The following is a 26409-nucleotide window of genomic DNA, read 5'->3' on the forward strand; positions in this document are numbered from 1 at the left end:
TCTTGACTTCATACATTCATAATTTACAGCCCGATTATTACTCTTTATTGAAATTCTACCGAGTACAATAAGCCGGTACTTAAAAACTAATAACTTCCCCCTAAAATTTAAACACAAAAAAGCCCGCAGCGTTAACTGCGGGCTTTTTATTGAATGAGTGAGTCAGCCTATAAGCCGGGTTTTGTCCTTTCCGAAGAAAGTGATAATCATTCGTCTAGGCCATAAATCGCTCTATGGCTCAAGCAACCTACCCGGTTCCAACGTGGGCCACGCCATAAGGAACCCTATTTGGTCTTGCTCCGAGTGGAGTTTACCTTGCAACCGACTATTACTAGCGGCCCGGTGCGCTCTTACCGCACCCTTTCACCCTTACCAACCGAGGTTGGCGGTCTCCTCTCTGCTGCACTTGTCGTGGGCTCACGCCCCCCAGCCGTTAGCTGGCACTCTGCCCTGTGGAGCCCGGACTTTCCTCCCCCTGATCATTTTCGTCACAGGCAGCGATCATCTTGGCTGACTCGGCGCGCAGTATACATGACGCAAACACCGAACGCAGTAATATTTACTCTTTTTCTTCAATAATTGTTTTGTATAGTGCATTTTTTTTCATTCCAAAGTACTCAGCCACTACACCACAGGCTTTTTTCATTGGCATTTCGCTCTCAAGCAGTGCCAGCATTTTGCGCGCTTCAGGCGGTATATCGTCTACTAACTTTGGTTTGCCCGGCAACATTAATACAATTTCGCCGCGTTGTTTAGTGGGATCATCTGTTAAAAACTGCTTTAATTCGCTTACGCTACCATTAAAAAAGGTTTCAAAGGTTTTAGTAAGCTCTTTAGCAAACACCACTTGCTGCTCATCGCCTAGTGCTTGCGCCAAATCATCTAGGCTTGCCATAATACGGTGCGTACTTTCGTACATTATGCTGGTTATGCCCGAATTAACTGCCTCAATGAAAAAGTCTTGCCTTGCTTTACTTTTAGCAGGTGTAAACCCAATAAATTGAAAGCGATCAGTGGGTAATCCAGAGCAACATACCGCAGTAATTGCTGCACATGCACCAGGTACTGGTGTTACATGAGCCCCTTGCTCGCGACATAAATTTACAACCGCATAACCTGGGTCACTAATAAGCGGTGTACCGGCGTCGGATACTAGCGCAATATTTAAACCTTGATTAAGTTGATCAATAATTTGCTGCGCTTTTTGCTTTTCGTTGTGGTCGTGTAATGCGAACGTTTTTGCCTTAATTCCAAAGTGGCTAAGTAGCTTGCCTGTGTGGCGAGTGTCTTCAGCAGCTATTAAGTCAACCTGCGATAATGTCGCGATGGCACGGTGACTTAAGTCGTCATAATTGCCAATTGGGGTGGCAACAATGTAAAGAGTGCCAATTTTCTGTGAATTCTCCTCATTTAACATTGAGGTCTCCTGCGTCAGTCAGTAATATAAGCAAATCGCGTTAACGTATTGGGAAATCATTTGTGCGACTTAAACTAGTTAGTCTATTAATTATATTGTCAGGGTTATCGGCGTGTAGCACAACCGAAAAACCAACTAAAAACAGCGATAACGTAAGTAACCGCGCTAATGCACTGCAAAATCAAGCAACCAGTGCGCAATCTATCTATCAATTAGCACAAAACCGCCAAGGTGCCGATAAAATACAATTACTTTACAGTGCCCGTGATGCGGCCATTAGTGAACAAAATTGGCCTTTATTAGAGCAAATTGGTAGTGACCTTGAATTAACAGCAAGCGTTGATCAAATTCAAAATCGCCTTTATATTGCTTTTGCACAAAAACAACAAAACAAAAATGATAAAGCACTCGTTATTTTGCAATCGTTAGATGGGCAACTTACACAACCTGAGCATTTTGCGTGGCATCAGTTTTTAACTGCCAGTATTTATACATCACAAAACTTTCCAAAACGAGCTGCCCCATACTTTTTTAGAGCCTCTGAAACGGCAACAAAAAACAACATCGAAATTCCTCAACTTAATCAAGATCTGTGGGATAACTTAACAAAGCTTTCTTCTTATGCGCTTGAGCGCTTTAATCGTGGCTCTGTTATTCAACAAGGCTGGATTAACTTAGCTTTATATCATCAGGTTTATGCTAACAGTACCGTAGAACTTGATCAGGCAATTAATAATTGGCGAAGGCGCTATGTTGGGCACCCAGCATTTACTATTTTGCCAGAGCAAGATGAATCTCTTACACAGCTTGCACCGATTAATATTGAGCGCTTAGTGGTTTTATTTCCGCAATCAGGCCCTAACGAAAGATTAGGCGATGCATTAAAAGCAGGCGCGTTAGCTGCACTTGATACACAAAACATTAATGAAACGATTTTTATCGATGAAAATTTAAGTACACAAGAAATTGCCGCACAGCTTGAGCAAATAAAGCCAGACTTTGTCGTTGGCCCACTGCTAAAAGCCAACATAGACAAGCTGGCTAATGCAAAAACGCTAATAGATACACCCACATTGCATTTAAATACGTTTGATGGTGAGCGAATTTCGCTACAACATTATTACTTTGCTTTAAATCCAGAGCATGAAGTGCAGCAAGCTTTAGAGCACTTTTTAACTAAGGGCTATCAAAAACCAATGCTACTTGCACCAAATAATGCAAATGGCCAGCGTTTAGTCGACTACTTTAACTTGCAGTGGCAACGCTATAGCGAGACGAAGCCGCAAATTGGCTTTTATAATGACAAAAAAGATATGCCAAATACAATCACAAGCCTATTGGAAGTTGATAAGTCTAAACAGCGCATTTCAGCTGTTAAAGCATTATTCAGACAAGAAGTAGAAAACGAAACTCGCTCTCGTAGCGATATAGACGTTATTTACATTTTAGGCGATGCAATAGAAACGCGCCTAATTAAGCCTTACCTAGATGTGAATGTAAGTACTTTTGCAGAGCGAATTCCATTATACGCCAGCTCAAAAAGTCACAGTAAACAAATTGACCGTACAGATAAAGGCGACTTAGATGGCCTATACTTTACCGAATTACCGTGGATGCTCGACTCGCAAATCAAGCAGCATAACCTTCGTGAGCAATACAATGCACTTTGGCCTGAGCAAGTAGATATAAGCCAACGCTTATTTGCTATGGCATACGATGCAGTATCAATATTGCACGATATTAGACAACTCAGTGTTATGCCAGGTAATCAATATAGCGGCTTAAGCGGTAAGTTGTCTGTTAATACCAGCGGCCATATTGAGCGCACACTAGACTGGGCGCAGTACATTAACCGTCGTATCAAAACTGTGCAGTTAAAAACGCAGCGCCCTGTGCCATTATTTATGCAATCGGCGAGTGAGATGCAAACTATCAATTAACGTTATTAAGGGGGCGGCATGTCGTGGTTTAAAGAGCTGTGGCAAAATAGTCGCGAAAAAGGCCAGTATTACGAGCTGCAAGCGCAAAAATACTTAGTTTCCCAAGGGTTAACCCCTATTGAGCGGAATTATTACTGCCCCTTTGGTGAACTAGATGTCATTATGAAAGAGGGTGATACGCTAGTATTTGTTGAAGTTAAATTTAGGAAAAACAATGCTCGTGGTGGTGCTAATTACGCTCTAAGCCCTCAAAAACAGGCACGATTAAAACGCAGTATTTATCATTACTTAGCCGCTAAAAATTTAACTAATCAAGCGTTAAGAATTGATTATGTAGCCATAACAGGTGAGTCATCCCCGAATATAAATTGGCTTAAAAACGTATTTTAAAGCTGGCTTAAATTGAATATAAAGATTAGGTATAAATTGTTGGTATTCTATGCAAGATACAATTAAAGAAATTTTTACGGAAAGTATCCAAGTACAAATAGCCGCAGGTGAAGTTTTACCTAGCGCACTCGAATCAGCTGCATTCACAATTGCACAAAGCTTGATCAACGGTAATAAACTCATTTGTTGTGGCACTGCAAATTGCCACATGCTTGCCCAACACATGGCTGGCGTATTAGTAAATCATTATGAAACAGAGCGCCCTTGCCTGCCCGCTATTGCCTTATCGCAAGAGAACATTAACTTAGGGCAAAGTACACAAGTAGACGACCATGATACGTTTGCACGTCAAGTACGTGCTTTTGCTCAGCAAGGTGATTTACTACTCGCTTTAGCTATTAACGGCAACGAAAAACATGTTATTTCTGCTGTTGAAGCCGCACTGACTAAAGATATGAAGGTCATAGTTATGGTTGGCGACGATGGCGGTGAACTTGTCGGTTTACTAGGCCCCAACGACGCAGAAATAAGAACACCTTCTAAGCGCCCTAGTCGCATTATTGAATCTCACCTAGTAAACTTACACTGTTTAAGTGAACTAGTTGATTTAACGCTTTTCCCTCAGGATGAAAATTATGTTTAAACGCTCTCTTATTGTCTTAGGTACAGTGGTATTACTGCAAGGTTGTGCAGCTGCTGTTGTTGCAGGTACAGCCAGTGCAGTAACTGCAGCGAATGATCGCCGTACTATAGGCTCGCAAATAGACGATAATAATATTGAAATAAAAGCCAGCATTGCACTTAGCGAAGTAGAACGAATCGAAAAATTTGCGAATGTAGACGCTGTAAGCGTCAATGGCATTGTTTTACTTGTAGGACAAGTACCAAACGAAGAAATAAAAAACGAAGCTCAGCGCACCATTGAGAACGTTTCAGGCATTCGTAAAATACACAATCAAATTCGTATTGGTTCAAACATTGGCATTACAACGCAAACACATGACTCTTGGCTTACATCTAAAGTTAAAGCTCAGCTGTTAACAGCTAAAGATATTAGCAGTAATAATATTAAAGTAGTGACTGAGAACGCTGAAGTATTTTTAATGGGCCTAGTGTCTGACTCCGAATCTACCCAGGCTGTAAATATTGCCCGTAATGTATCGGGTGTAGAGCGTGTAATTAAAGCGTTTGAATACTTGTAAACACAAAAGACAGATATAAAAAAACCGCTTTAAAAGCGGTTTTTTTGTATTTACGTATTATTTTATAACACGTAAATGTGAGCCTTTTTTCTTCTGCGGCTTTTCTGGTGGAGTTTCATCGATTACTTCATCTGATGAATCAACACTTTCAAGCTCTGGTACAAATTCGTCTTCGTCCTCTAAAAACTCATCTGTAGTAAAGACTGTTCCTTCGCCATTTTCACGCGCATATATTGCAAGCACAGCACCTATTGGTACGTAAACTTGCATTGGTTGACCACCAAAGCGCGCATCGAAGCTAAGTTGGGTTTTGTCTAACGAAAACTGAGTAACTGCAGAAGGACTTATGTTTAAAACAATTTGTCCATCCTGTACAAATTGCGTTGGCACTTGTACTGCAGGGTAATCAGCGTCTACCACTAAATGTGGCGTACAGTCGTTATCGACAATCCAATCAAAAAAAGCACGTAATAAATAAGGACGATTAGGCGTCATTATAAACGGATCTCACGCTCAGCTTCAGTTAAAGAGGCTTGGAATGACTCACGTTCAAATAAACGGATCATGTATTCTTTAAGCTCTTTAGAACCCGCACCATTTAGCTCAATACCAAACTCAGGTAAACGCCATAATAGTGGAGCTAAGTAACAATCTACTAAGCTAAACTCTTCACTCATAAAGTAAGGTGCTTCGCTAAAAATAGGTGCGATTGCAAGCAACGCTTCTGTTAACTCTTTACGAGCCTGCGCAGCATCTGAAGCATTATTGCTGATTTTGTCAGCTAAGCTGTACCAATCAGTATCAATACGATGCATCATTAAACGGCTACGACCACGCATTACCGGGTAAACAGGCATTAGTGGAGGATGAGGAAAACGCTCATCAAGGTATTCCATGATGATGTTTGCCTGATATAAACCAAGCTCACGGTCAATCAGTGTTGGTACTGTACCGTAAGGGTTAATTTCGTGAAGTGCCTCTGGCAGGTTATCCTTTTCAGCCAAATGAATATCTACACTTACACCCTTTTCCGCAAGTACAATACGTACTTGGTGGCTATACATACAGTTAGCACCAGAAAAAAGGGTCATTACAGGGCGCTTATTGGCAGCTACGGCCATGCCTATACCTCCATTAAATAACTAAAACAGCAATAGGGGCTTAAGCCCCTATTGCAAAATTACCTTGTAAAACGCTCAAATTAATGAACATCTCTCCAGTATTCTTTCTTAAGCATAAATGCCAAGATAAATAGGATGATTAAAAATCCAATTACCTTAATACCTAACGCTTCTGACTCAAGACGTGTAGGCTCACCTACATACTCGAGGAAGTTCGTTAAATCACGAGCCGCTTGGTCGTATTCATCAACACTTAATTCGCCAGTACCATCAGTTTCAAGACGAACAATTTTAGTCACAGTCTGACCATGTTCTTCAACTTCTTCAGTGATAGCTGTTGGTAAACCTTGAAGTTCTTGTAGAACATGCGGCATACCAACCGATGGGAATAATGTATTGTTTACGCCAAATGGGCGAGACTCATCTTTGTAAAATGATTTTAAATAGGTGTAAATCCAATCACTGCCACGCACACGCGCAACATTTGTTAGATCCGGCGGAGCCGCACCAAACCATTTTGCAGCATCTTCTTTAGCAATCGCATTTTTGATATGGCTACCGACTTTAGAACCATCAAAAATCAATTGTTCTTGACCAACTTCAGTTGGGATACCAATATCACGGAAAGTACGTTCATAACGTTGATACTGCATTTGGTGACAACCAAGACAGTAATTCATGAACAACTTTGCGCCGCGCTGTAAAGAAGGCTGATCAGATATATCGTTATTCGCTTCCATTAAAGGAACCGACGCACTTGCTGCCATAACCACGTTAGGCAACAAGTTTACTGATAAAGCAAATAAACCGATAATTAGCTTTTTCATCATTTCGTTAACCTCTCAGGCAATGGCTTAGTTTTTTCATTCTTACTGTATACAAATAACAGTACGAAGAACATAAAGTAAGTCACAGTACAGATTTGAGAAATTATCGTTTTCATGTCAGTTTGTGGAGTTGCACCCACCCAACCTAAAAGAACGAAGGTTACAACAAAACCTGCAATGTTCCATTTGTGGAAACCACAACGGTAACGAACCGATTTAACACGACCACGGTCAATCCATGGTAATAATGCTAATACCACAATTGATGCACCCATTGCTGCAACACCGATAAGCTTATCAGGGATTGCACGTAAGATTGCATAGAATGGCGTAAAGTACCAAACTGGGAAAATATGCTCTGGTGTTTTAAGTGGATTCGCCGCTTCGAAGTTTGGCGCTTCTAAGAAGAAACCATTCATCGCAGGCATAAAGAATACAACCCAACAGAACAAGATTAAGAAACCAACCACACCCACAATATCTTTTACTGTGTAGTACGGGTGGAACGGTATCGCATCAACAATGTCTTTTTTGTTAGTGTAATACTCATGGAATTTAAATTTAGGCTTATCTTCTTCTGCAACAGAGCCTTTCTTACGTTTAATTTCAATGCCTTCAGGGTTGTTAGAACCCACTTCGTGCAAAGCAACAATATGTAAAAATACTAAGATTACAATAACCAATGGTAATGCAATAACATGTAATGCAAAGAAGCGGTTAAGCGTTGCACCTGATATTACGTAGTCACCACGGATCCAAAGTGTTAAGTCATCACCAATAACCGGAATAGCCCCGAATAATGAAATGATTACCTGTGCACCCCAAAATGACATTTGACCCCATGGTAATAAATAACCCATGAATGCTTCAGCCATTAGCGCTAAGAAAATAAACATACCAAACAACCACAGTAACTCTCGTGGTTTTTGATAAGAACCGTAGATCATGCCACGGAACATGTGCATATATACAACGATAAAGAACGCTGAAGCACCTGTTGAGTGCAAGTAACGTAATAACCAGCCGTACTCTACATCACGCATGATGTACTCTACTGAAGCGAATGCGCCTTCAGAAGACGGAACAAAGTTCATCGTTAACCAAATACCCGTTAGGATTTGGTTTACTAGTACTAACATGGCTAAAGAGCCAAAAAAGTACCAGAAGTTAAAGTTTTTAGGTGCTGGATACTGTGCAATGTGCATGTTCCAAACACGTGTCATTGGGATACGATCGTCGATCCAACTAACAATTTTACCAAACATTAGGCTACCCCTTTTTCTTCGCCCACTAAAATAGTGGTCTCATCAAGAAAAGTATAAGGTGGTATTTCTAAGTTCAATGGTGCAGGAACCGATTGAAATACTCGGCCAGCCATATCAAATTTAGAACCGTGACATGGACAGTAAAAACCATCATCAGTCCCTTCAACTTTTTCACCAAAGTTACCTCGGAAAAAGCCTGGAGAACAACCTAAATGCGTACAAATACCAACAGCGACAAAAATCTCTGGGCGTAATGAACGGTAATCATTTGTTGATGATTCTAATTGTTGTGGCTCTTGCGATTGCGGATCACGAAGTTGACCTTCATGTTCTTTCATCTGCTCAAGCATTTTAGGGGTCCGTGATACAACCCATACAGGTTTACCACGCCACTCGACACGTATTAATTGTCCCGGCTCAAGTTTGCTGATATCTACTTCTACAGGCGCACCCGCAGATTTAGCTCGCTCACTTGGGTTCCAAGACGCAATAAAAGGAACAGCAGCCCCAGCCGCACCAACACCACCTACAACAGAGGTAGCTATGGTTAAAAAGCGACGTCGGCCATTGTCTACAGGCGCATTGCTCATCCACTTATCTCCACTATGATTCTCAACACTTGCTATATTGAGAACATCAGTTACAGCAGGTTAATTATTCGAAATTTTTAAAATAGAAGCGATCATAATTAAAACCCTTGATTAAAACAAGGTTATTCACAGCCCCATACTCGAATAAACCTGACTTGATCAAACATTTGATTAAGTTAGCTCGAGAATAAAGCCGAACGACTATAATAGCGCTTCTGTAAAAACAATATACTGACCAAGATCAACACCACTAAGAGGAAACAGTAAAAACTGCACATAGTGTGGTTAAACTCACTCATTTTACTTGCCAGCCAATTGTAGCAAAAAATTCCACCAATTAACTGATGGATTTAAACTAATTACGATAATTATTTAACTTTTTTGCAGCTATCTGGGTATTTTTTAACTTTCGTACATTTAATACGCGCGTTTACATAAATATGATCAGTGTTTAGGTCGCGAAAAATCTGGATTTAAGAGGTAAGTATTTAAAATTTAGTTGTTAATTTGCAAGTAACAATTACTAGTTTTTAATAACAAAAAACCCAGCATAAGCTGGGTTTTTGAATTCTTGATAACGTATAGATTAACGTTTTGAGAACTGTGGACGCTTACGCGCTTTCTTAAGACCCACTTTCTTACGTTCAACTTTACGTGCATCACGTGTAACAAAACCTGCTTTACGAAGTTGTGGACGTAATGACTCGTCAAACTCCATAAGTGCACGAGTGATACCGTGACGGATAGCACCAGCTTGACCAGTTGTACCACCACCGGCAACGGTGATGTGAAGGTCAAATTTTTCAGTCATATCTACAAGCTCAAGAGCTTGACGAACAACCATGCGTGCTGTTTCGCGACCAAAGTACTCTTCTAAAGAGCGCTTGTTGATTACGATGTTACCAGTGCCTGGGCGTAAGAATACGCGAGCACTTGAACTTTTACGACGACCTGTACCGTAGTATTGATTTGCCATGATAGTGCTCCTTAAATGTCTAGAACCTGAGGCTGTTGTGCAGCATGATTGTGCTCAGTACCTGCGTAAACTTTAAGTTTACGGTACATAGCGCGGCCTAAAGGACCACGTGGCAACATGCCTTTTACAGCTTTCTCGATGATCATTTCAGGCTTTGCAGCTTGAAGTTTATCAAAAGTAGTAGACTTAAGACCACCTGGGAAACCAGAGTGAGCGTAGTACACTTTATCTTTGAATTTGTTACCAGTTACAGTAACTTTTTCAGCGTTGATAACGATGATGTAATCACCAGTATCTACGTGAGGAGTGTATTCAGCTTTATGCTTACCGCGTAGGCGATGAGCGATTTCAGTAGCGATGCGACCTAAAGTTTTACCTTCAGCGTCAACTACGTACCAGTCACGTTTTACTGTTTCTGGTTTAGCAACAAACGTTTTCATTTATAAAAATCCAATGTTTTTCAATTAAAACCACAGGTAGTTAATGTTAACTACCGCTCTAAGTATGCTACAACCCCTTCGAGTTTTAGACTTTTGCGCCGCTCACAAGTGGCTAAACTATATGAGGACATAGAACGCAACGTGGCAGACGCGGGAGTATACCAGCACTTAAATCACATTGCTACTGGGCGCTTGTTTTTTCCGCAAGAAATTTAATAAAATTAAACGCTCTAAAATATATGGCTTAATTTCTAAGTTAAATGCTCTTTTGCTAAATACTCTAAAGACTGCATTTCTTGAAGGCGGCTTATACAGCGTTTAAATTCAAAGTTTAGATTGCCCTGCGTATAAAGCTCGGTGATCGGTTTTTCAGAAGATATAATTAATGTGACATGGCGCTCATAAAATTCATCAACTAACGCAATAAAACGTCTTGCTGCATCATCATTAGTTTGCCCAAGCTGTTTCACATTAGAAATAATTACAGTGTTAAATAAACGGCTAATTTCCATATAATCTACTTGGCTACGTGCAGTTTCACATAACTCACTAAATTCAAACATAACTACGCATTTAGCAACTTTGCGGGTGTTAATTAAACGTCCTTCAATTTCGATTGGCTCATCATGTTTTCCAGCCTCTGGCGATAGCTTGTCGAAATATTCAAATAAGTTTTTATCTGCTTGCTCATCTAATGGGCTATGAAATATTTCAGCTTGCTCAAGGGTACGCAACCTATAATCAATCCCTGAGTCTACATTGACTATTTCAGTGTTTGCTTTTACCAGCTCGATAGCCGGTACAAAACGTGCGCGCTGTAAGCCATTTCGATATAAGTCATCAGGAATAATGTTTGAGGTAGCGACAAGGACTATACCGCGCGCAAACAACGCCTCCATTAGCCCACCAAGCAGCATTGCATCAGTAATATCTTGAACAAAAAACTCATCAAAGCAGATTATGTCGGTCTCGGCTTTAAAAATATCAGCAATTTTTTCAAGCGGATTGGCTGTGTTATTTAATTTTTTAAGCTCATCGTGGACACGATGCATAAAACGATGAAAATGCACTCGCATTTTACGATTACCAGGCAATGCCTCATAAAAGGTATCAACTAAATAGGTTTTACCACGCCCTACACCTCCCCAAAAATATAAACCTTTTATAGGCGCAGGTTCATCTTTACTAAATAACTTCGCAAAAAAGCCCGACTTTTTAGGTTTTGCTTGAGTTAGGTCATCGTATAAACGCTGCAAATGACGTACTGCATTTTCTTGTGCTGAGTCATGTACAAAGTCATCACGCTTGAGGTCTTGCTGGTATGTTTGCCAAGGAGTCATATCTATTTACATTTAAAACGCAGTTTAATTTGTAAAGCATATTAACACGCATCATCAGTCGGGGTATATTACACTTAGTATGATTTGTAATTGAATCAGGCATTCATTAGTTATTTTCCCAAAGGGGTAGAATTATGGGCACAGTTATGTGGGTAGGTTTAGTTGTTATTACTGCTGTAGTGGCTTTTTTTATCGGTGCATTTGTTACTAAAAAACAATTTAAGCAAGATGAATTAAAAGAACAAGCCGAGCAAGCTGAAAACGCGCTTGAGCAATATCGTCAAGATGTGGCCGATCATTTAGCGAGCACAGGCAAGCTCGTCAATAAAATGAAAGACAACTACGATCAGCTTCTTAGCCACGTTGAAGAAACCAACCAACTATTATTAGAAGATAGAGATAAAACCCCTGCGGAACCGTTTTTTTCTAAAGAAACAACAGAGCAATTACAGGCGTCTTTAAAAGAGCGTCAGTGCGATCGCTCAAATGCACAAGCACAACCGGCCGATTATGTATCGGGCGAGTCGGGGTTATTTGCTGGACAAAATAAAGTTTCAGAACATTCTAAAGCATCTTGATGAACTTTTTTTTGACCCCATAGTCTTTAGATATAACAGCTTTGTTGTTTTATCTTACTGACAAACTTGAAAAGGCTGCTTATGCAGCCTTTTTTAATTTTTGTTTTTCCTAAGTGGAGTAAACCCTGACTATGAAAATGAAATTATCACTTATCAGCGCAGCTATTCTTTCTACTAGCTTGTTACTAAGCCCGGTCGCCTCGTATGCAAAATTACCGGTAGCAGTTAATGGTCAACAATTACCAACACTCGCCCCTATGCTTGAGCAAATTACCCCTGGGGTAGTTAGTATTCAAGTTTCTGGTTCAAAAGAAGTACGCCGCCGTGCCGATCCTCTTGAATTCTTTTTTGGCACTCCTCAACCTCGTAGCCAAAAACGTCAATTTAGCGGTTTAGGCTCTGGCGTAATTATTGATGCAGATGAAGGTTATGTAGTAACAAATAATCATGTTGTTCAAGATGCTGAAAAAATGGTTGTTACCCTCGAAGATGGCCGTGAATATGAAGCAACCAAAATTGGCAGTGATAAAGAGTCTGACATTGCGTTGTTACAAATTGACGCAGATGACTTAGTAGAAGTTAAGCTTGCCAACTCTGATAGTTTGCGAGTAGGTGATTTCGCCGTTGCGATTGGTAATCCATTTGGGCTAAGCCACACAGTAACGTCAGGTATTGTAAGCGCACTTGGGCGCAGTGGTTTAAACATTGAGGGTTATGAAGACTTTATCCAAACAGATGCAGCAATTAATCAAGGTAACTCTGGTGGTGCATTAGTTAATTTAAATGGTGAGTTGATTGGTATTAATACTGCAATTTTAGGGGCATCAGGCGGTAATGTGGGTATTGGCTTTGCTATCCCATCAAACATGATGAAGAACTTAGTTGATCAAATAATTGAACACGGTGAAGTCCGCCGAGGCTCTTTAGGTATTTCTGGCCGCCCACTAGATGCAGGGCTAGCTAAAGCGCAGCAACTTGACGTGAAGCAAGGTGCTTACGTCATGCAAGTAATGGATGATACCGCAGCAAGCAAGGCAGGTATTAAAGCTGGCGACGTAATTACCAGTATTAATGGCAGCGATATAAGTGGTTTCCATGAACTACGTAGCAAAATAGCAACCTTAGGTGAAGGTCGTGAAGTTAAACTAGGCATTTACCGCGACGGTAAAGTTAAAACAGTTGAAGTAACACTTGATGGTGCGTCAGGGGTTACCGCGACAGGCGAAGAGCTTCATCCTGCTTTTCAAGGTGCAGAACTTGAAAACGTGCAAAAAAATAGTAATAAGGGTGTTGAAGTTACCTCTGTAGACCCTCGCTCGCCTTCGGCTCGTGTAGGCTTAGAAGAAGGCGATGTGATCATGCAGGTAAACCGTCAGCGTGTAGAAACAATTCGTGATATGAATAAAATCATCGAAAATACGCAAGGCAATATCGTACTAGGCGTAAAACGCGGCCGAGAGTCAATCTTTATACTCATTCAATAATTAATCGCAGTATAAATGTAATAAAAATAACAGTGGCACTTGCCGCTGTTATTTTTTTTATGCCATCATAAAGAGATTGCTCATAAATAATAAGAAACTCGTGCTGAAACTACTAAAATTTGTTCTCCCCCCATTGTTCGCAGGCTTAGGTATTGCCTTTCTAGTGGTTTTCTTTAGCCCAAATATGAGAGCAGCCCTATTGCCTAATGTACCAATCCCAAGCGCAATGAGCTCAAGCCATTTAAGCTTTTCTGATGCAGTAAAACGAGCTGCGCCATCTGTAGTGACTATTTTTTCAGAAAGCATCTCAAAAGAGCCTCGCTATAAACGACAAAATACCGTACAAGAGTTAGGTTCTGGCGTTATTATGGCTCAGGACGGCTATATATTAACTAATTACCACGTTATTAATAATGCAGACCAGATCATGGTTATTCTTACCGATGGTCGACGCTTTTTTGATGTGCAGTTAATCGGTTTCGATACTATTACTGATTTAGCACTACTAAAAATAAACGCCGATCACTTACCTGTTATTCCCGTTGATGATGACTATTCATCAAGTGTTGGCGATGTCGTGCTTGCAATTGGTAACCCACTTAATTTAGGTCAAACCATTACGCAAGGAATTATCAGTGCGACAGGTAAACAAAAAATTACCGACAGCCCTTATAACAACCTACTGCAAATGGATGCAGCTATAAATGTTGGTAATTCAGGTGGGGCGTTGGTGAACTCAAATGGTGACTTAGTGGGGATCACTTCGGCGCAGTTTAAAACCCGCGAGAATCTTAATATTCAAGGCATATTTTTTGCGGTCCCTTACTCACTAGCTAAAGAGGTGATGGGGAAATTAATACGCCATGGCCGCGTTGTGCGTGGCTATTTAGGCTTTGAAGGCACCGCGGTAGATAGTACAGGAAAAGAAGTAAATGATAGCCTGACTAAAGTTGTCGGAATGCGTATTACTAACTTAGACCCATTAGGCCCGGCTTGGCAAGCTGGTATTGAAGAGCAAGATATTGTTATTAAAATTGCCGGATTATCTGTAGCAAACCCTCAAAAGGTGCTCGAAGAAATAGGTAATACAGAACCCGGTAAAGAAATTGAATTTGAGCTTTATCGTAACGGTAAAATAGAAAAGATTATGGTTACAGTGGCAGAGCTAGAAACTAAACTATAATTGCTCCGTAGCATTAAAAAGGTCGGATAGCGTACGCATATCCGACCTTTTTTAGTTTTATGTAAAAACTAACGCAACGCGCTAATGTTAACTACTTCTGCGCTTAATATTAGCGCCCAACGCACTTAGCTTATCTTCAATACGCTGATAACCTCTATCAACGTGGTAAATACGATCCACAACCGTTTCACCTTGAGCAACTATACCCGTTAAAATTAGGCTCGCTGAGGCGCGTAAATCAGTTGCCATTACTTGCGCACCCGTTAAGCTTTCAGTATCGCCACAAATAGCGGTATGCCCTTCTAAGCGAATATTAGCACCCATACGTTGTAGTTCAGGTACGTGCATAAAACGGTTTTCAAAAATAGTTTCTGTGATAGTTGCACTACCATTAGCCACTACGTTTAAAGCAGTAAACTGTGCTTGCATATCAGTAGGAAAACCCGGGTGCGGCATTGTCTTAATATTTACAGCTTTAAGCTCTCGATTACGCATATCTAAATATATGCTGCCTTCTTTTACTTCAGCGAGTGCATTAGCAGCACGCAGTTTTTCAATAACAGGCTCAAGCGAATGGAAGTCTGTATTTTTACAAAGCACTTCGCCGCCAGCCATTGCAGCTGCAACTAAAAACGTTCCGGTTTCAATACGATCAGGTAAGATACTGTGCTCACAGCCAGCCAATCGCTCAACGCCCTCAACTTCAATACGGCTAGTACCAGCACCACTAATTTTAGCACCCATTGCGATTAAGCAATTTGCTAAATCAGTAATTTCAGGCTCACGAGCAGCATTGTCTAAAATTGTTTTACCATCAGCTAATGCAGCCGCCATTAATAAGTTTTCGGTAGCGCCTACACTCACCATTTCCATAAAAATTTCGGCGCCTTTTAAGCGGCCATCAACCTTGGCATTAATGTAACCATTTTCAACGTTGATTATAGCGCCCATGCGCTCTAAACCCTGAATATGAATATCTACTGGGCGAGCACCAATAGCACAGCCGCCAGGTAAAGACACTTGCGCCTCACCAAAGCGAGCAACTAAAGGACCGAGCGTTAAAACAGATGCACGCATTTGTTTTACTAACTCATATGGAGCCAGAGTTTTATTAACGCTAGAACCATCGATTATTAGTGTATCGCCCTGCCAATTAACCTCTGCACCCAATGTTTGTAATAATGCTTCTGTTGTTACTATGTCACGAAGGCGAGGTACATTAGTAAATGTACTTACACCGTCAGCAAGTAATGAAGCAAATAAAATAGGCAATGCAGCGTTTTTAGCGCCAGAAATAGTAACTTCACCCGCAAGTGAAGTGCCACCTTGAATTACAAATTGATCCATTAGGAGGCCTTAACTATTGAGGTAAAATAAATTTTTGTTCACGTTTCCACTCGGTAGGAGTAAAAGCACGAATTGATACAGCGTGAATTGTGCCATCAGAAATAGTATTCATTAATGGGCCATAAACTAGCTGTTGCTTTTTAACTCGGCTTAAACCGTCAAAGCATTCACCTACGGCAATCACTTCATAATGGCTACCATTGGCTTTTACATGTACTTCAGATAATTGAAGTTCGTCGCGTAATAATGTTTCGACTTGGCTAGTTTCCATAACTCTCACTCAAATAGGGTTGTAACTTGACCCAATTGCATTAAATTTTGCAATTGCTCAGGTGGATTTTGCAATTCAAGGCGGATACCTTGTTGCTTAAATTCTGCAAAAGAGTGAATTAACCAAGCTAAGCCCGCTGTGTCAACCCTAGATACCTCACTAAGGTCAAAATAGGTGGTTTTATGCTTAGTTAATAACTTATCGTTCAGAAGCTGTTCATTGCCAATTGAATTTCGAGTAAGTTCTCCACTTACCCGAAAGTGCTGCTCATCAACTTGGCTTATTGCCAATTTAGTCATTTGAATTGCTGCCTCTAAACTGAACTGGCAGTTGGCTCTTTTGCTCTAAAAGGTTGCTTACACTGTCGATACCTTGCTGGCGTAAAATACCTTGTAACTCGCTTTGTTTAGCATCTAGTAAGCTTATACCTTCAGCAATCATGTCGTATGCACGCCACTCACCGCTGCGATCTTCGCGTACTTTAAAATCAATTTTAATATCCGGTTTACCGTCTTCGGTGATTTTGGTTTTTACAACAACCACGTCTTTGCCTTTAAATGGCTGCTCTGCACCAAATTCTACATGCTGATCGGTATATTGAGTAAATACACCCGCGTAAGTTGCCACAAGGTATTCTCTAAATACGCCAATAAAACGCTGGATTTCTTTGATCGCTTTGGCTTTTTCAGCTTCATCTTTAATTGCACGTACTTTAGATACTTCGCTGCCTAAGACACGAAGTGCTGCGTATTTGTAGTCAATGTAAGGCATAAGCTCTTCTTCAACAATAACGCGAAGATGCTCTTTGTTCTTATTGATCAGTGCCTGATCTTTTTTTATCCTATCAAAAGTGTACTCCGACACTTGGCGGACCATTTTATTAGGATCATCTAGTTTAACTTCTGCGGCATTAACGCTTTGGATTAATGCCACTGCACCGATGGCTACAACTGCTAAAAACTTTTTCAACATAATAATTACTCACTACCTTGGTTGAATAAAAACTGCCCAATTAACTCTTCAAGCACGATGGCAGACTTTGTATCTGTGATTGTATCTTTATCACCTAATGCTTTGCTTTCTACACCAAATAAATCATCAATGGCTTCATCTTGCTTATTCTCAGTGACCGTTTCGCCTAAACAACGCTGCTCTGCTGAAGTTGGGGCAATAACGGGATGAATACCCAAGTACTGTTCACCTAAAATACCCGACGTTAAAATTGAGATAGAGCTAGTGTCTGAAAAACGACACAAGTACTGCGCATCTATTGTCATATTTACGACAGGTAAGAACTCTTGCGGGTGAACATAAATAGACTCAACGCGACCAATCACTACACCACCCACTTTTACAGGAGCACGTGCTTTAAGTGAGCCTATGTTTTCAAATTTAGCATTTAGCGTATATGTTTCGCCTGAGCCACTAATACCCGAGTTGGCTACTTTCAATGCCAGCATCGCAAACGCTAAAATGCCAAGTGCTACAAAAAAACCAACTAAAATCTCTAATTTCCGTGAATTCATTATCTATACCCTATTAGCTGGTAAACATTACCGCTGTCAAAATAAAGTCAAAACCTAAAACTGCCAATGAAGAATGAACAACCGTTTCGGTGGTTGCCTTACTAATACCTTCAGAGGTTGGCACACAGTCATACCCTTTATAAAGGGCAATCCAAGTTACTACAATTGCAAACACAAAGCTTTTAATTAAGCCATTTAATATGTCTTGCTGAAACGATACTTGCGACTGCATGATTGACCAAAAACTACCTGTATCAACACCTAACCAATCAACGCCCACCAAGTGAGCACCAATGATTGCTACCGCTGAAAATATAAGTGCAAGTAAAGGCATACTAATAAAACCAGCCCAAAAACGCGGTGCTATTATGCGTTTTAAAGGGTCAATTGCCATCATTTCAAGTGATGACAATTGCTCTGTTGCTTTCATTAAGCCAATTTCTGCAGTAAGCGCACTTCCTGCTCGCCCTGCGAATAATAGCGCAGTAACAACTGGCCCAAGCTCTCGTAATAAACTCAATGCCACTAAGGGACCAAGGCTATCTTCCGCGCCATAGCCAACTAAAACCGTATACCCTTGTAGCGCTAAAACCATACCTATAAATAAGCCAGATACCATTATGATAAGTAATGACTGCGAGCCCACCATGTAAAGTTGACGTACAAGTAAAGGGGTACCTTTTTTAAAATTAGGAACGTGTGCAAGCGCACTAAACAGCATATGTGCTGAACGGCCAAGCGCAGCAAAACGCCCTAGCGTTTTTCGCCCTAGCCTTTGAAATAGATCCAACATTATGCTTTTTCTCCAAGTAACTCATCGGCATATGTTTGCGCAGGAAAATGAAATGGTACAGGTCCATCCGACAAACCATTTAAAAACTGCTGCACTAATGGAGATTCATGATTGCGCATCTCATCGGGAGTCCCTGAGCCTATTACACCTTGATCTGCAATAATGATAACGTGATCGGCAATACTCATAACCTCTGTCACATCGTGAGTTACAATTAAAGAAGATAGACCAAGCACTTCATTTAAAGACTTTATTAGCTTAACCAATACCCCCATCGAAATAGGGTCCTGTCCAGCAAATGGTTCATCATACATAATGAGTTCGGGGTCTAAAGCAATAGAACGTGCTAATGCAGCACGCCTTGCCATACCACCTGATAACTCAGAGGGCATTAAATCTTTAGCACCACGCAAACCAACTGCTTGAAGCTTCATTAAGACTATTAATCGAATGATATCTTCACTTAAATTAGTATGCTCCCTAATTGGGAATGCAATATTGTCAAATACTGACATGTCGGTAAATAAAGCACCGCTTTGAAAAAGCATGCTCATTTTAGTTCGTGCCGCATACAGTTCTTTACGCGACATACTTGGAATGCTGCCACCTTCAAATAAAATATCACCAGAATCAGGCTTAAGCTGACCGCCGATTAAACGTAGCATGGTGGTTTTGCCAATTCCGCTTGGCCCCATAATGGCAGTGATTTTACCTTTAGGTACGCTGAAACTCATATTTTTGTATATGGTTCTATCGCCACGCGAAAAGCTCACATCCTTGACTTCTACTATTGATTGCGACAAGTCGCTCTCCATAACAATGTTCACTAGTGCTCCTATTTTAAGGGTTTTTTATCAAAGATGGAAAAAACAATTCGTAAGATTTTGTAATACACCTGTAAAAAGTGGCCTAAGGCTGAGGGAATTTCCCTTAACGCATGCTTAAGTTTCTAAATATAAACTAAAAGCACTGGGCACATTAAAGTAGACCAGACTCTTTTATTTATACTTTCATGTTGGCTTTTGTTACTATTCGCGCCATCTGTATTTTGAATAACTGGCTTATCACAATGGTTACCTCGTTTGTTATTTTGATTCTTGGTTTTGCGGCTCTAGTTTGGAGTGCAGACAGGTTTGTTTATGGGGCTGCAGCCCTTGCTAAAAACTTTGGTGTCCCTACACTGATTGTAGGTTTAACCGTTGTAGCTATGGGGTCTTCAGCGCCCGAAATGATGGTTTCGGCCTCTGCTGCATTAGCTAATAAAACCGATACAGCCGTTGGTAATGCTGTGGGTTCAAACATTACAAACATTTTACTCGTGTTAGGTATTACCGCCCTTTTTCGCCCTCTTGCGGTATCTTCAAGTACGTTAAAACGTGAAATGCCATTGGTGATGCTCGTTTCATTAGCTACTTGGTATATTTTTTCCGATAACTATTTTTCACTAGGTGAAGGCATTGCACTTTTAATTGGCTTTATCGTTTTTATTGGCGGGCTAATTATTGTTTCTATGCGCGCAAAAAATGAAGATGATCCGTTTGTATCAGAAGCATGCGATGAAGTACCTAATGACGTTCCAACAAAAAAAGCTGTATTTTGGCTAGTTATTGGCATGATTTTACTTCCTGTAAGTTCACATTTTTTAGTGAGCTCAGCGGTTGATATTGCAAAATACTTTGGCTTGAGCGATTTAGTCATCGGCTTAACGATTATTGCTATAGGTACGAGTTTACCTGAGCTTGCAGCTTCTATTGCAGGCGTATTAAAAAATGAAGACGACCTTGCTCTTGGTAATATTGTGGGCTCAAACATATTCAATATTTTAGCTGTATTACCACTAGCCGGTATTATTAACCCTTCAGCAATTGATTCGTCTTTAGCTAGTCGAGATGTATTAATAATGATAGGTGCAACACTTGCTCTTATTATTATGTCGTTGAACTTTAGAGGTTCTCAGCGTATCAATAGAGTAGAAGGCGGCTTATTGCTATTCGCATTTTTAGGCTACCAAGGTTATATTTTTAGTCAAATAGGGTAAACATGGCGCAGTTAAACTTTATTGAACAAGGCCTTCGCGTTCTTGATATTGAACGCCAAGCATTGAGTGACATTTCTCAATATATTGATGAAAACTTCCATCATGCATGCCAATTAATGTACGACTGTCAGGGCCGCATTATTGTTATTGGTATGGGTAAATCTGGCCATGTTGGCAATAAAATAGCGGCGACTCTTGCAAGTACGGGTAGTCCTGCCTTTTTTGTTCACCCTGGTGAAGCAAGTCATGGCGACCTAGGCATGATCACAAAAAATGACGTGGTTATGCTTATTTCAAACTCAGGGGAAACCAGCGAAGTTTTAAATATCATCCCAGTCTTAAAACGACTGGGTGCAAAAATGATAGCCATGACGGGTAATATGCAATCAAGCATGGCAACTCTTGCTAATGTACATGTTTGCATAAAAGTAGAAAAAGAGGCTTGTTCATTAGGTCTTGCACCAACAGCAAGCACCACAGCCACTTTAGCTATGGGAGATGCTATGGCTGTGGCACTCCTAGAGGCTAGAGGTTTTACCGCAGATGACTTTGCACTATCGCACCCAGGAGGCAGCCTAGGTAAGCGTTTACTATTAACGCTAAAAGACGTAATGCACAGTGGTACAAACACACCTATTATTAATATTTCACAAACCATAAAAGATGCATTAATTGAAATGTCAGCCAAAGGCTTAGGCATGACTGCGATTGTTAATGACAATAAAGAACTTGCGGGATTATTTACCGATGGCGATTTACGCCGTATTTTAGAGCAACGTATTGATATTCATACCACTTTGATTAGTGTGGTAATGACTACGTCATGTACAACGGCTACCCAAGATATACTTGCAGCTGAAGCGCTCAATATAATGGAAAACAAACGTATCAATGGGTTGATTGTGGTTAACGAACAAAATCAGCCAATTGGCGCACTTAACATGCAAGACCTATTAAAAGCAGGAGTGTTGTAAATGCAATTTGAAGATCTCTATCAACCGCTAAGTGCAGACGCAAAAGCGCGTGCAAAAAAAGTAAAACTACTTATATGCGATATTGATGGTGTTTTTTCTGATGGGCGAATCTACCTTGGTAACCAAGGCGAAGAGCTAAAAGCGTTTAACACCAAAGATGGCTTTGGCATAAAGGCATTAATAAATAGTGGCTTTGAAGTAGCCGTTATTACTGGGCGTCATTCTCAAATAGTGCAAACCCGTATGAGCAGCTTAACAGTGCAACATATTTATCAAGGCCAAGAAGACAAACTCATTGCTTACCAAGAGCTAAAAAACAAGCTTAACCTTAGCGACGAGCAAATTGCCTATATTGGCGATGATGGCCCCGATATGCCTGTAATGGAACAAGTCGGCTTTGCCGTTGCTGTAAACGATGCCCACCCACTTATTAAACGTTTATCGCATTATGTTACACAAATGCCTGGAGGCTTTGGAGCCGTAAGAGAACTTACCGATTTACTCATGCTTGAAAATGGTAAGGCGCTTACCACACAAGGCACTAGTTCATGAATGCGGCGCGTATAATACTTAGCATTTTATTCATTAGCTGTATGGTTTGGCTTTGGTACCCTTATTTTACCCAAACAAATACAGCACCTCAGGAAGAAGCTGAAGTGATTGCTGAGCCTGATTATATAGCTATTGAACTTAAGCAAACAGCTTACGATGAACAGGGTAAAATTAGCCACAAAGTAACAGCGGCTAAAATGGAATTATACCAGCAACTAGGTTTTACATTTTTTGAAAAGCCTATATTTACCCTATATAACGAAAAACAAACATGGCAAATAAACGCTGACGAAGCAACATTATACGAAGACAAACAGTTAATTTTAGAAGGTAATGTAGTTGCCATAAATTTAACCGACAACGCTATGATAGACAAAATCAACGCTGACAATATTCAAGTTGATATAAACCTATTAACAATGCGTTCAGAACAGCCTGTTGTCATTACGGGGCCCAATTTAAAAATCACCGGTAAAGGCCTTGAAGCCGACTTAAAAACTGAAGTGATTAAACTAATTAACCATACGCGAACCATATATTATGACCAATAAAATGTCTAAAATACTTATAATTCCAGCCCTTCTACTTGCTTTTAATGGCTATACGGCAGAGCGAGAAGCTCCTGCTGCTGATCAGATTTCAATTAGCGCCGACAAACAAGAAGGTCAGCTAAAAGCCAATGTTGGGATTTTTGAAAAGAACGTTGAAATTATTCACGGTAATCGTCGTATTACAGCTGACCGCTTAGAAGTACATAAGCGCGATGATTTAGGTGATAACAAACAGTTACTAATAGCAACAGGTAGCCCAGCTTATTTCGAAGAAAAACAAGCTGACGGCACGGTAATGAGCGCCAGTGCAAACGAGGTGCGTTACGATGTAGCAAAACGATTTTTAACGCTTGTTGGTGATGCTGAAGTTGCGCAAGCAGGTCAAAAAATCAATGCAAAAAGCATTACGTACGACATGCAACAGCAATTAATTAGCGCCGAAAAAGATGAAAACTCAACCGACCGCGTGCACACTATTTTAGTGCCTGTTAAGCCAAAAAAAGAAAGTGATAAAGGTCAGCCATGAGCACATTAAAAGCAGAGCTATTAGCAAAAAGCTATAAAGGTCGCGAAGTTGTAAAAAACGTTGGCCTTGAAGTCAAAGCCGGCAGTATTGTAGGGTTACTCGGACCAAATGGTGCAGGCAAAACGACTACTTTTTATATGATAGTAGGCCTTGTACCAAGCGATAAAGGCAAAATTTCTATCGATGAGAACGATATTACTCTTTTACCCATGCATAGTCGTGCTAGATTAGGCATAGGTTACTTGCCACAAGAATCGTCAATTTTTAGAAAGCTTAGCGTTTATCAAAACCTAATGGCTATTTTAGAAACGCGTAAAGAGCTTAATAAAAAAGCGAGAGAAGATACGCTTAACAACTTGTTAGATGAATTTAGTATCCAACATATTCGAGACAGCCAAGGTATGGCTTTATCGGGTGGTGAGCGCCGTCGTGTAGAAATAGCGCGCGCATTAGCCGCTAATCCTAAATTTATTTTATTGGATGAGCCTTTTGCAGGTGTTGACCCTATATCGGTATTAGATATAAAGAAAATAATAGAACACCTTAAAAATCGCGGCATTGGTGTATTAATTACCGACCATAATGTAAGAGAAACCCTTGATGTTTGTGAAAAAGCCTACATTGTTTCTCATGGAGAGTTAATTGCTTCTGGTACACCAGAGCACGTATTAAACGATAAAACGGTACGCGATGTTTATTTAGGCGAGCAATTTAGGCTGTAACATTTACGCCATGTCTTTAAGCATCTGCTAGTATTAATTATAACAACATAAAAGGATTGTTAGAGATACATGAGGCAATCATTACAGCTGCGCATGGGCCAGCAACTTACAATGACTCCACAGCTGCAACAAGCAATTCGTTTGCTGCAACTCAGTACATTGGATCTCCAGCAAGAAATACAAGAAGCGCTTGATAGTAATCCGCTTCTCGAAGTAGATGAACAAGATTACACGGAAGAATCGGCTGGTAAAAACGAGCAAAAAGCAGATAACGACGAAGTAACCGTAAGCGCTAGTGCTGACGAAAAACCGAGCGAGTACGAGCAAGATAGTGGTGAAGCACTTACTAAAGATACAGTAAGTGACGAAATGGCTATGGATGTAAGCTGGGATGAGTACATGAGCGCAGCACCTGCTTCATCATCAGGCCCAATGCCAGAAGATGAATCTATTTACCAAGGTGCTTCAACCGAAACACTTCACGAATACCTAATGTGGCAATTACAGCTCACGCCATTTAGTCCCACGGATGAAGCTATCGCAATAGCGATAGTTGAAGCCGTAGATGACTCTGGTATTTTAACACTTAGTTGTGAAGAAATTTTAGAAAGCTTTAATCAAGAGAATGACGACGAAGGTGAAGTTGAACTTGATGAAATAGAGGCCGTTTTAAAACGTATTCAGTTATTTGATCCTGTGGGTATAGCAGCTCGTAGCTTACAAGAGTGTTTGTGTATTCAGCTAAATCAGTTTGATAAAGATGCGCCTTTTATCAATGAAACAAAGATGATTTTAACCGAGCATATTGATCTATTAGCAGCTCGCGACTATCGTACATTAATGAAGAAAACTAAGCTCAAAGAAGACGAGCTTAAAGAAGTAATGACGTTAATACACACTCTAAACCCTAAACCCGCAGATACTATAGTAAGGGAAGAGTCAGAGTATGTAATTCCCGATGTGTCGGTGAAAAAAATAAAAGGCCGCTGGGTCGTTGAGCTAAACCCAGATAGCATGCCTAAAATACGTGTTAATAGCCAATATGCAGCTATGTCGCGTACAGTTAAATCTAGTGGTGATAGTCAATTTATTCGCTCTCATTTACAAGAAGCTAAATGGTTTATAAAAAGCCTAGAGAGCAGAAACGACACATTGCTTAAAGTAACTAATTGTATTGTTAAGCAGCAACAGGGCTTTTTTGAGCATGGTCCAGAGGCCATGAAGCCTATGGTTTTAAACGATGTTGCTGAAATGGTAGAAATGCACGAATCGACTATTTCGCGCGTAACTACTCAAAAGTACATGCACACGCCACGTGGTATATTTGAGCTTAAATACTTTTTCTCAAGCCATGTAAGCACCGAAAATGGCGGTGAGTGTTCGTCTACAGCAATACGTGCTTTGATAAAAAAATTGATTGCCGCAGAAAACTCAGCAAAACCATTGAGTGATAGTAAAATTGCGGATATATTGGCTGAGCAAGGAATTAAAGTAGCTAGACGCACAATCGCAAAATACCGCGAATCTCTGGCTATTCCACCGTCTAATCAACGAAAGAGTTTGATATAAGACGCAAAACAAAGAGGAAAACGCTTATGCAACTAAACTTAACTGGTCGTCATGTAGATGTTACTGATTCATTGAGAGACTACGTAAATAATAAATTTGCAAAGCTAGAAAGGCATTCTGATCATATAAACAATGTTCATGTCATTCTCGATGTAGAAAAACTCAACCAAAAAGCTGAAGCTACTATCCATGTAAGTGGTGCAGAATTATTTGCATCTACTGAACATCAAGATATGTATGCTGCCATTGACTCGTTGATTGATAAGCTCGATCGTCAAGTTATTAAACACAAAGAGAAGCTTGCTCGACACTAATATGATGAAATTAAGCTCACTTATATGCCAGGACTGCAGCAAAGCTGCGGTCCTTTTTAATAGCAAAAAAAGAATTTTAGAGTTTATTAGTGAGCTTGCTCATGAAAAGCTTCCTTACCTTTCCCAACAAGATATCTTATCTGCTTTAATGAATAGAGAGAAACTTGGCAGCACGGGGATAGGCCGTGGTATAGCAATCCCTCATGGAAGAATGAGTGGTGCAGAAGAGCCATTAGCATTAGTACTTGTAAGTGAAAAAGCAATAAATTTTGACGCGATTGATAACCGCCCAGTTGATATATTTGTTGCACTCATCGTACCAGATGGCGATAACCAGCAGCACCTAAAGACTCTTGCAACTATAGCTGATAGACTAAATGACAAAGAGTTTTGTAAACAGCTACGCTGTGCAAAATCTGATGCTGAGCTTTACCAAGTCATTGTTAACCAATCGTAGTTTAAAAGGGTGATAA

Annotated in this window: 32 protein-coding genes and 1 other RNA gene; 16 read left to right on the top strand and 17 right to left on the bottom strand. The window is 40.4% G+C overall.

Annotated features, from left to right (window positions below; all coding sequences use genetic code 11):
- Positions 1 to 154: 154 nt before the first annotated feature.
- Both rnpB and rsmI read right to left on the bottom strand, forming a co-directional pair.
- An RNA gene (gene rnpB / locus J8L73_RS04115) (RNase P RNA component class A) lies at positions 155 to 518 on the bottom strand.
- 41 nt (positions 519 to 559) lie between these two features.
- Positions 560 to 1417 carry a 16S rRNA (cytidine(1402)-2'-O)-methyltransferase gene (gene rsmI / locus J8L73_RS04120; protein ID WP_211014968.1) on the bottom strand — a complete coding sequence of 286 codons (858 nt, stop codon included), beginning with the start codon at positions 1415 to 1417 and terminating at the stop codon, positions 560 to 562.
- Between the two features lie 62 nt (positions 1418 to 1479).
- On the opposite strand from rsmI, the gene J8L73_RS04125 reads away from it, so the two are divergent.
- The 4 genes from J8L73_RS04125 to dolP are packed head-to-tail and all read left to right on the top strand — an operon-like array spanning position 1480 to position 4949.
- Positions 1480 to 3357 (top strand): penicillin-binding protein activator, encoded by a 1878-nt coding sequence (locus J8L73_RS04125; protein ID WP_211014970.1) that lies wholly within the window; start codon positions 1480 to 1482, stop codon positions 3355 to 3357.
- An 18-nt stretch (positions 3358 to 3375) separates the two neighbouring features.
- The gene (locus J8L73_RS04130) at positions 3376 to 3747 is read left to right on the top strand and encodes a YraN family protein (protein ID WP_210998967.1); all 372 of its coding nucleotides are present in this window, start codon (positions 3376 to 3378) and stop codon (positions 3745 to 3747) included.
- A 49-nt stretch (positions 3748 to 3796) separates the two neighbouring features.
- Complete coding sequence (locus J8L73_RS04135) at positions 3797 to 4390, top strand: SIS domain-containing protein (protein WP_211014972.1); 594 nt, start codon at positions 3797 to 3799, stop codon at positions 4388 to 4390.
- Positions 4383 to 4949 (top strand): division/outer membrane stress-associated lipid-binding lipoprotein, encoded by a 567-nt coding sequence (gene dolP, locus J8L73_RS04140; RefSeq protein WP_211014974.1) that lies wholly within the window; start codon positions 4383 to 4385, stop codon positions 4947 to 4949. Before J8L73_RS04135 ends, dolP begins: the two co-directional genes overlap by 8 nt.
- Before the next feature lie 57 nt (positions 4950 to 5006).
- Here dolP and J8L73_RS04145 read toward each other — a convergent pair whose 3' ends face one another.
- From J8L73_RS04145 to zapE, 8 genes are all read right to left on the bottom strand, one after another.
- Positions 5007 to 5444: a ClpXP protease specificity-enhancing factor gene (locus J8L73_RS04145; protein ID WP_211014976.1), complete on the bottom strand. Its 438-nt coding sequence runs from the start codon at positions 5442 to 5444 to the stop codon at positions 5007 to 5009.
- Positions 5444 to 6070 (bottom strand): stringent starvation protein SspA, encoded by a 627-nt coding sequence (gene sspA, locus J8L73_RS04150; RefSeq protein ID WP_058546994.1) that lies wholly within the window; start codon positions 6068 to 6070, stop codon positions 5444 to 5446. Before sspA ends, J8L73_RS04145 begins: the two co-directional genes overlap by 1 nt.
- Before the next feature lie 80 nt (positions 6071 to 6150).
- Positions 6151 to 6900, bottom strand: coding sequence for a cytochrome c1 (locus J8L73_RS04155; RefSeq protein WP_210998964.1), 750 nt, complete (start codon positions 6898 to 6900; stop codon positions 6151 to 6153).
- Complete coding sequence (locus tag J8L73_RS04160; RefSeq protein WP_210998963.1) at positions 6897 to 8162, bottom strand: cytochrome b N-terminal domain-containing protein; 1266 nt, start codon at positions 8160 to 8162, stop codon at positions 6897 to 6899. Before J8L73_RS04160 ends, J8L73_RS04155 begins: the two co-directional genes overlap by 4 nt.
- Positions 8162 to 8752, bottom strand: coding sequence for a ubiquinol-cytochrome c reductase iron-sulfur subunit (gene petA / locus J8L73_RS04165; protein WP_211014978.1), 591 nt, complete (start codon positions 8750 to 8752; stop codon positions 8162 to 8164). The genes J8L73_RS04160 and petA overlap by 1 nt, the downstream gene beginning before the upstream one ends.
- A gap of 586 nt (positions 8753 to 9338) precedes the next feature.
- Entirely contained in the window at positions 9339 to 9731 is a 393-nt protein-coding gene (gene rpsI / locus J8L73_RS04170) for a 30S ribosomal protein S9 (protein WP_024600778.1), read from the bottom strand.
- 8 nt (positions 9732 to 9739) lie between these two features.
- The gene (gene rplM / locus J8L73_RS04175; RefSeq protein WP_002957960.1) at positions 9740 to 10168 is read right to left on the bottom strand and encodes a 50S ribosomal protein L13; all 429 of its coding nucleotides are present in this window, start codon (positions 10166 to 10168) and stop codon (positions 9740 to 9742) included.
- Between the two features lie 251 nt (positions 10169 to 10419).
- Entirely contained in the window at positions 10420 to 11508 is a 1089-nt protein-coding gene (gene zapE, locus J8L73_RS04180) for a cell division protein ZapE (RefSeq protein ID WP_211014980.1), read from the bottom strand.
- A gap of 134 nt (positions 11509 to 11642) precedes the next feature.
- Between zapE and J8L73_RS04185 the strand changes: the two genes are divergently transcribed.
- From J8L73_RS04185 to J8L73_RS04195, 3 genes are all read left to right on the top strand, one after another.
- Entirely contained in the window at positions 11643 to 12086 is a 444-nt protein-coding gene (locus J8L73_RS04185) for a YhcB family protein (RefSeq protein WP_210998960.1), read from the top strand.
- A 131-nt stretch (positions 12087 to 12217) separates the two neighbouring features.
- Positions 12218 to 13570 carry a Do family serine endopeptidase gene (locus tag J8L73_RS04190; RefSeq protein WP_210998959.1) on the top strand — a complete coding sequence of 451 codons (1353 nt, stop codon included), beginning with the start codon at positions 12218 to 12220 and terminating at the stop codon, positions 13568 to 13570.
- A 100-nt stretch (positions 13571 to 13670) separates the two neighbouring features.
- Entirely contained in the window at positions 13671 to 14753 is a 1083-nt protein-coding gene (locus J8L73_RS04195) for a trypsin-like peptidase domain-containing protein (protein ID WP_211014982.1), read from the top strand.
- Positions 14754 to 14840: 87 nt separating this feature from the next.
- Here the strand turns inward: J8L73_RS04195 and murA are convergent, their stop codons facing one another.
- The 7 genes from murA to J8L73_RS04230 are packed head-to-tail and all read right to left on the bottom strand — an operon-like array spanning position 14841 to position 19505.
- Positions 14841 to 16100, bottom strand: coding sequence for a UDP-N-acetylglucosamine 1-carboxyvinyltransferase (murA, locus tag J8L73_RS04200; RefSeq protein WP_211014984.1), 1260 nt, complete (start codon positions 16098 to 16100; stop codon positions 14841 to 14843).
- A gap of 13 nt (positions 16101 to 16113) precedes the next feature.
- Complete coding sequence (locus J8L73_RS04205; protein ID WP_058546985.1) at positions 16114 to 16371, bottom strand: BolA family protein; 258 nt, start codon at positions 16369 to 16371, stop codon at positions 16114 to 16116.
- Positions 16372 to 16376: 5 nt separating this feature from the next.
- Complete coding sequence (locus tag J8L73_RS04210; protein ID WP_058546984.1) at positions 16377 to 16670, bottom strand: STAS domain-containing protein; 294 nt, start codon at positions 16668 to 16670, stop codon at positions 16377 to 16379.
- Positions 16663 to 17343, bottom strand: a complete 681-nt coding sequence (locus tag J8L73_RS04215; RefSeq protein WP_211014985.1) for an ABC transporter substrate-binding protein — start codon at positions 17341 to 17343, stop codon at positions 16663 to 16665. Before J8L73_RS04215 ends, J8L73_RS04210 begins: the two co-directional genes overlap by 8 nt.
- A gap of 5 nt (positions 17344 to 17348) precedes the next feature.
- Positions 17349 to 17897: an outer membrane lipid asymmetry maintenance protein MlaD gene (gene mlaD, locus J8L73_RS04220; protein WP_210998955.1), complete on the bottom strand. Its 549-nt coding sequence runs from the start codon at positions 17895 to 17897 to the stop codon at positions 17349 to 17351.
- 13 nt (positions 17898 to 17910) lie between these two features.
- A complete protein-coding gene (gene mlaE, locus J8L73_RS04225) occupies positions 17911 to 18690 on the bottom strand; it encodes a lipid asymmetry maintenance ABC transporter permease subunit MlaE (protein WP_058546981.1) in 780 nt (259 codons plus the stop codon).
- Positions 18690 to 19505: an ATP-binding cassette domain-containing protein gene (locus tag J8L73_RS04230; protein WP_211015336.1), complete on the bottom strand. Its 816-nt coding sequence runs from the start codon at positions 19503 to 19505 to the stop codon at positions 18690 to 18692. Before J8L73_RS04230 ends, mlaE begins: the two co-directional genes overlap by 1 nt.
- A 254-nt stretch (positions 19506 to 19759) precedes the next feature.
- Between J8L73_RS04230 and J8L73_RS04235 the strand changes: the two genes are divergently transcribed.
- From J8L73_RS04235 to ptsN, 9 genes are all read left to right on the top strand, one after another.
- Complete coding sequence (locus J8L73_RS04235; protein WP_211014987.1) at positions 19760 to 20728, top strand: calcium/sodium antiporter; 969 nt, start codon at positions 19760 to 19762, stop codon at positions 20726 to 20728.
- Positions 20729 to 20730: 2 nt separating this feature from the next.
- Positions 20731 to 21702, top strand: coding sequence for a KpsF/GutQ family sugar-phosphate isomerase (locus J8L73_RS04240; RefSeq protein WP_211014989.1), 972 nt, complete (start codon positions 20731 to 20733; stop codon positions 21700 to 21702).
- Positions 21703 to 22254, top strand: coding sequence for a 3-deoxy-manno-octulosonate-8-phosphatase KdsC (gene kdsC, locus J8L73_RS04245; RefSeq protein WP_211014991.1), 552 nt, complete (start codon positions 21703 to 21705; stop codon positions 22252 to 22254).
- Entirely contained in the window at positions 22251 to 22805 is a 555-nt protein-coding gene (lptC, locus tag J8L73_RS04250; protein WP_211014993.1) for an LPS export ABC transporter periplasmic protein LptC, read from the top strand. Before kdsC ends, lptC begins: the two co-directional genes overlap by 4 nt.
- Positions 22795 to 23331, top strand: coding sequence for a lipopolysaccharide transport periplasmic protein LptA (gene lptA, locus J8L73_RS04255; protein WP_210998950.1), 537 nt, complete (start codon positions 22795 to 22797; stop codon positions 23329 to 23331). Before lptC ends, lptA begins: the two co-directional genes overlap by 11 nt.
- Positions 23328 to 24053, top strand: a complete 726-nt coding sequence (lptB, locus tag J8L73_RS04260; protein ID WP_210998949.1) for an LPS export ABC transporter ATP-binding protein — start codon at positions 23328 to 23330, stop codon at positions 24051 to 24053. Before lptA ends, lptB begins: the two co-directional genes overlap by 4 nt.
- Positions 24054 to 24122: 69 nt before the next feature.
- Positions 24123 to 25622, top strand: a complete 1500-nt coding sequence (locus J8L73_RS04265) for an RNA polymerase factor sigma-54 (RefSeq protein WP_211014995.1) — start codon at positions 24123 to 24125, stop codon at positions 25620 to 25622.
- A gap of 26 nt (positions 25623 to 25648) precedes the next feature.
- Positions 25649 to 25936, top strand: coding sequence for a ribosome hibernation promoting factor (gene hpf, locus J8L73_RS04270; RefSeq protein ID WP_058546974.1), 288 nt, complete (start codon positions 25649 to 25651; stop codon positions 25934 to 25936).
- A gap of 4 nt (positions 25937 to 25940) precedes the next feature.
- Complete coding sequence (ptsN, locus tag J8L73_RS04275) at positions 25941 to 26393, top strand: PTS IIA-like nitrogen regulatory protein PtsN (protein ID WP_210999341.1); 453 nt, start codon at positions 25941 to 25943, stop codon at positions 26391 to 26393.
- The last annotated feature ends 16 nt before the right edge of the window (positions 26394 to 26409 follow it).

It is taken from the genome of Pseudoalteromonas sp. MMG006 (assembly GCF_018101025.1).
Taxonomy (GTDB): Bacteria; Pseudomonadota; Gammaproteobacteria; order Enterobacterales; family Alteromonadaceae; genus Pseudoalteromonas.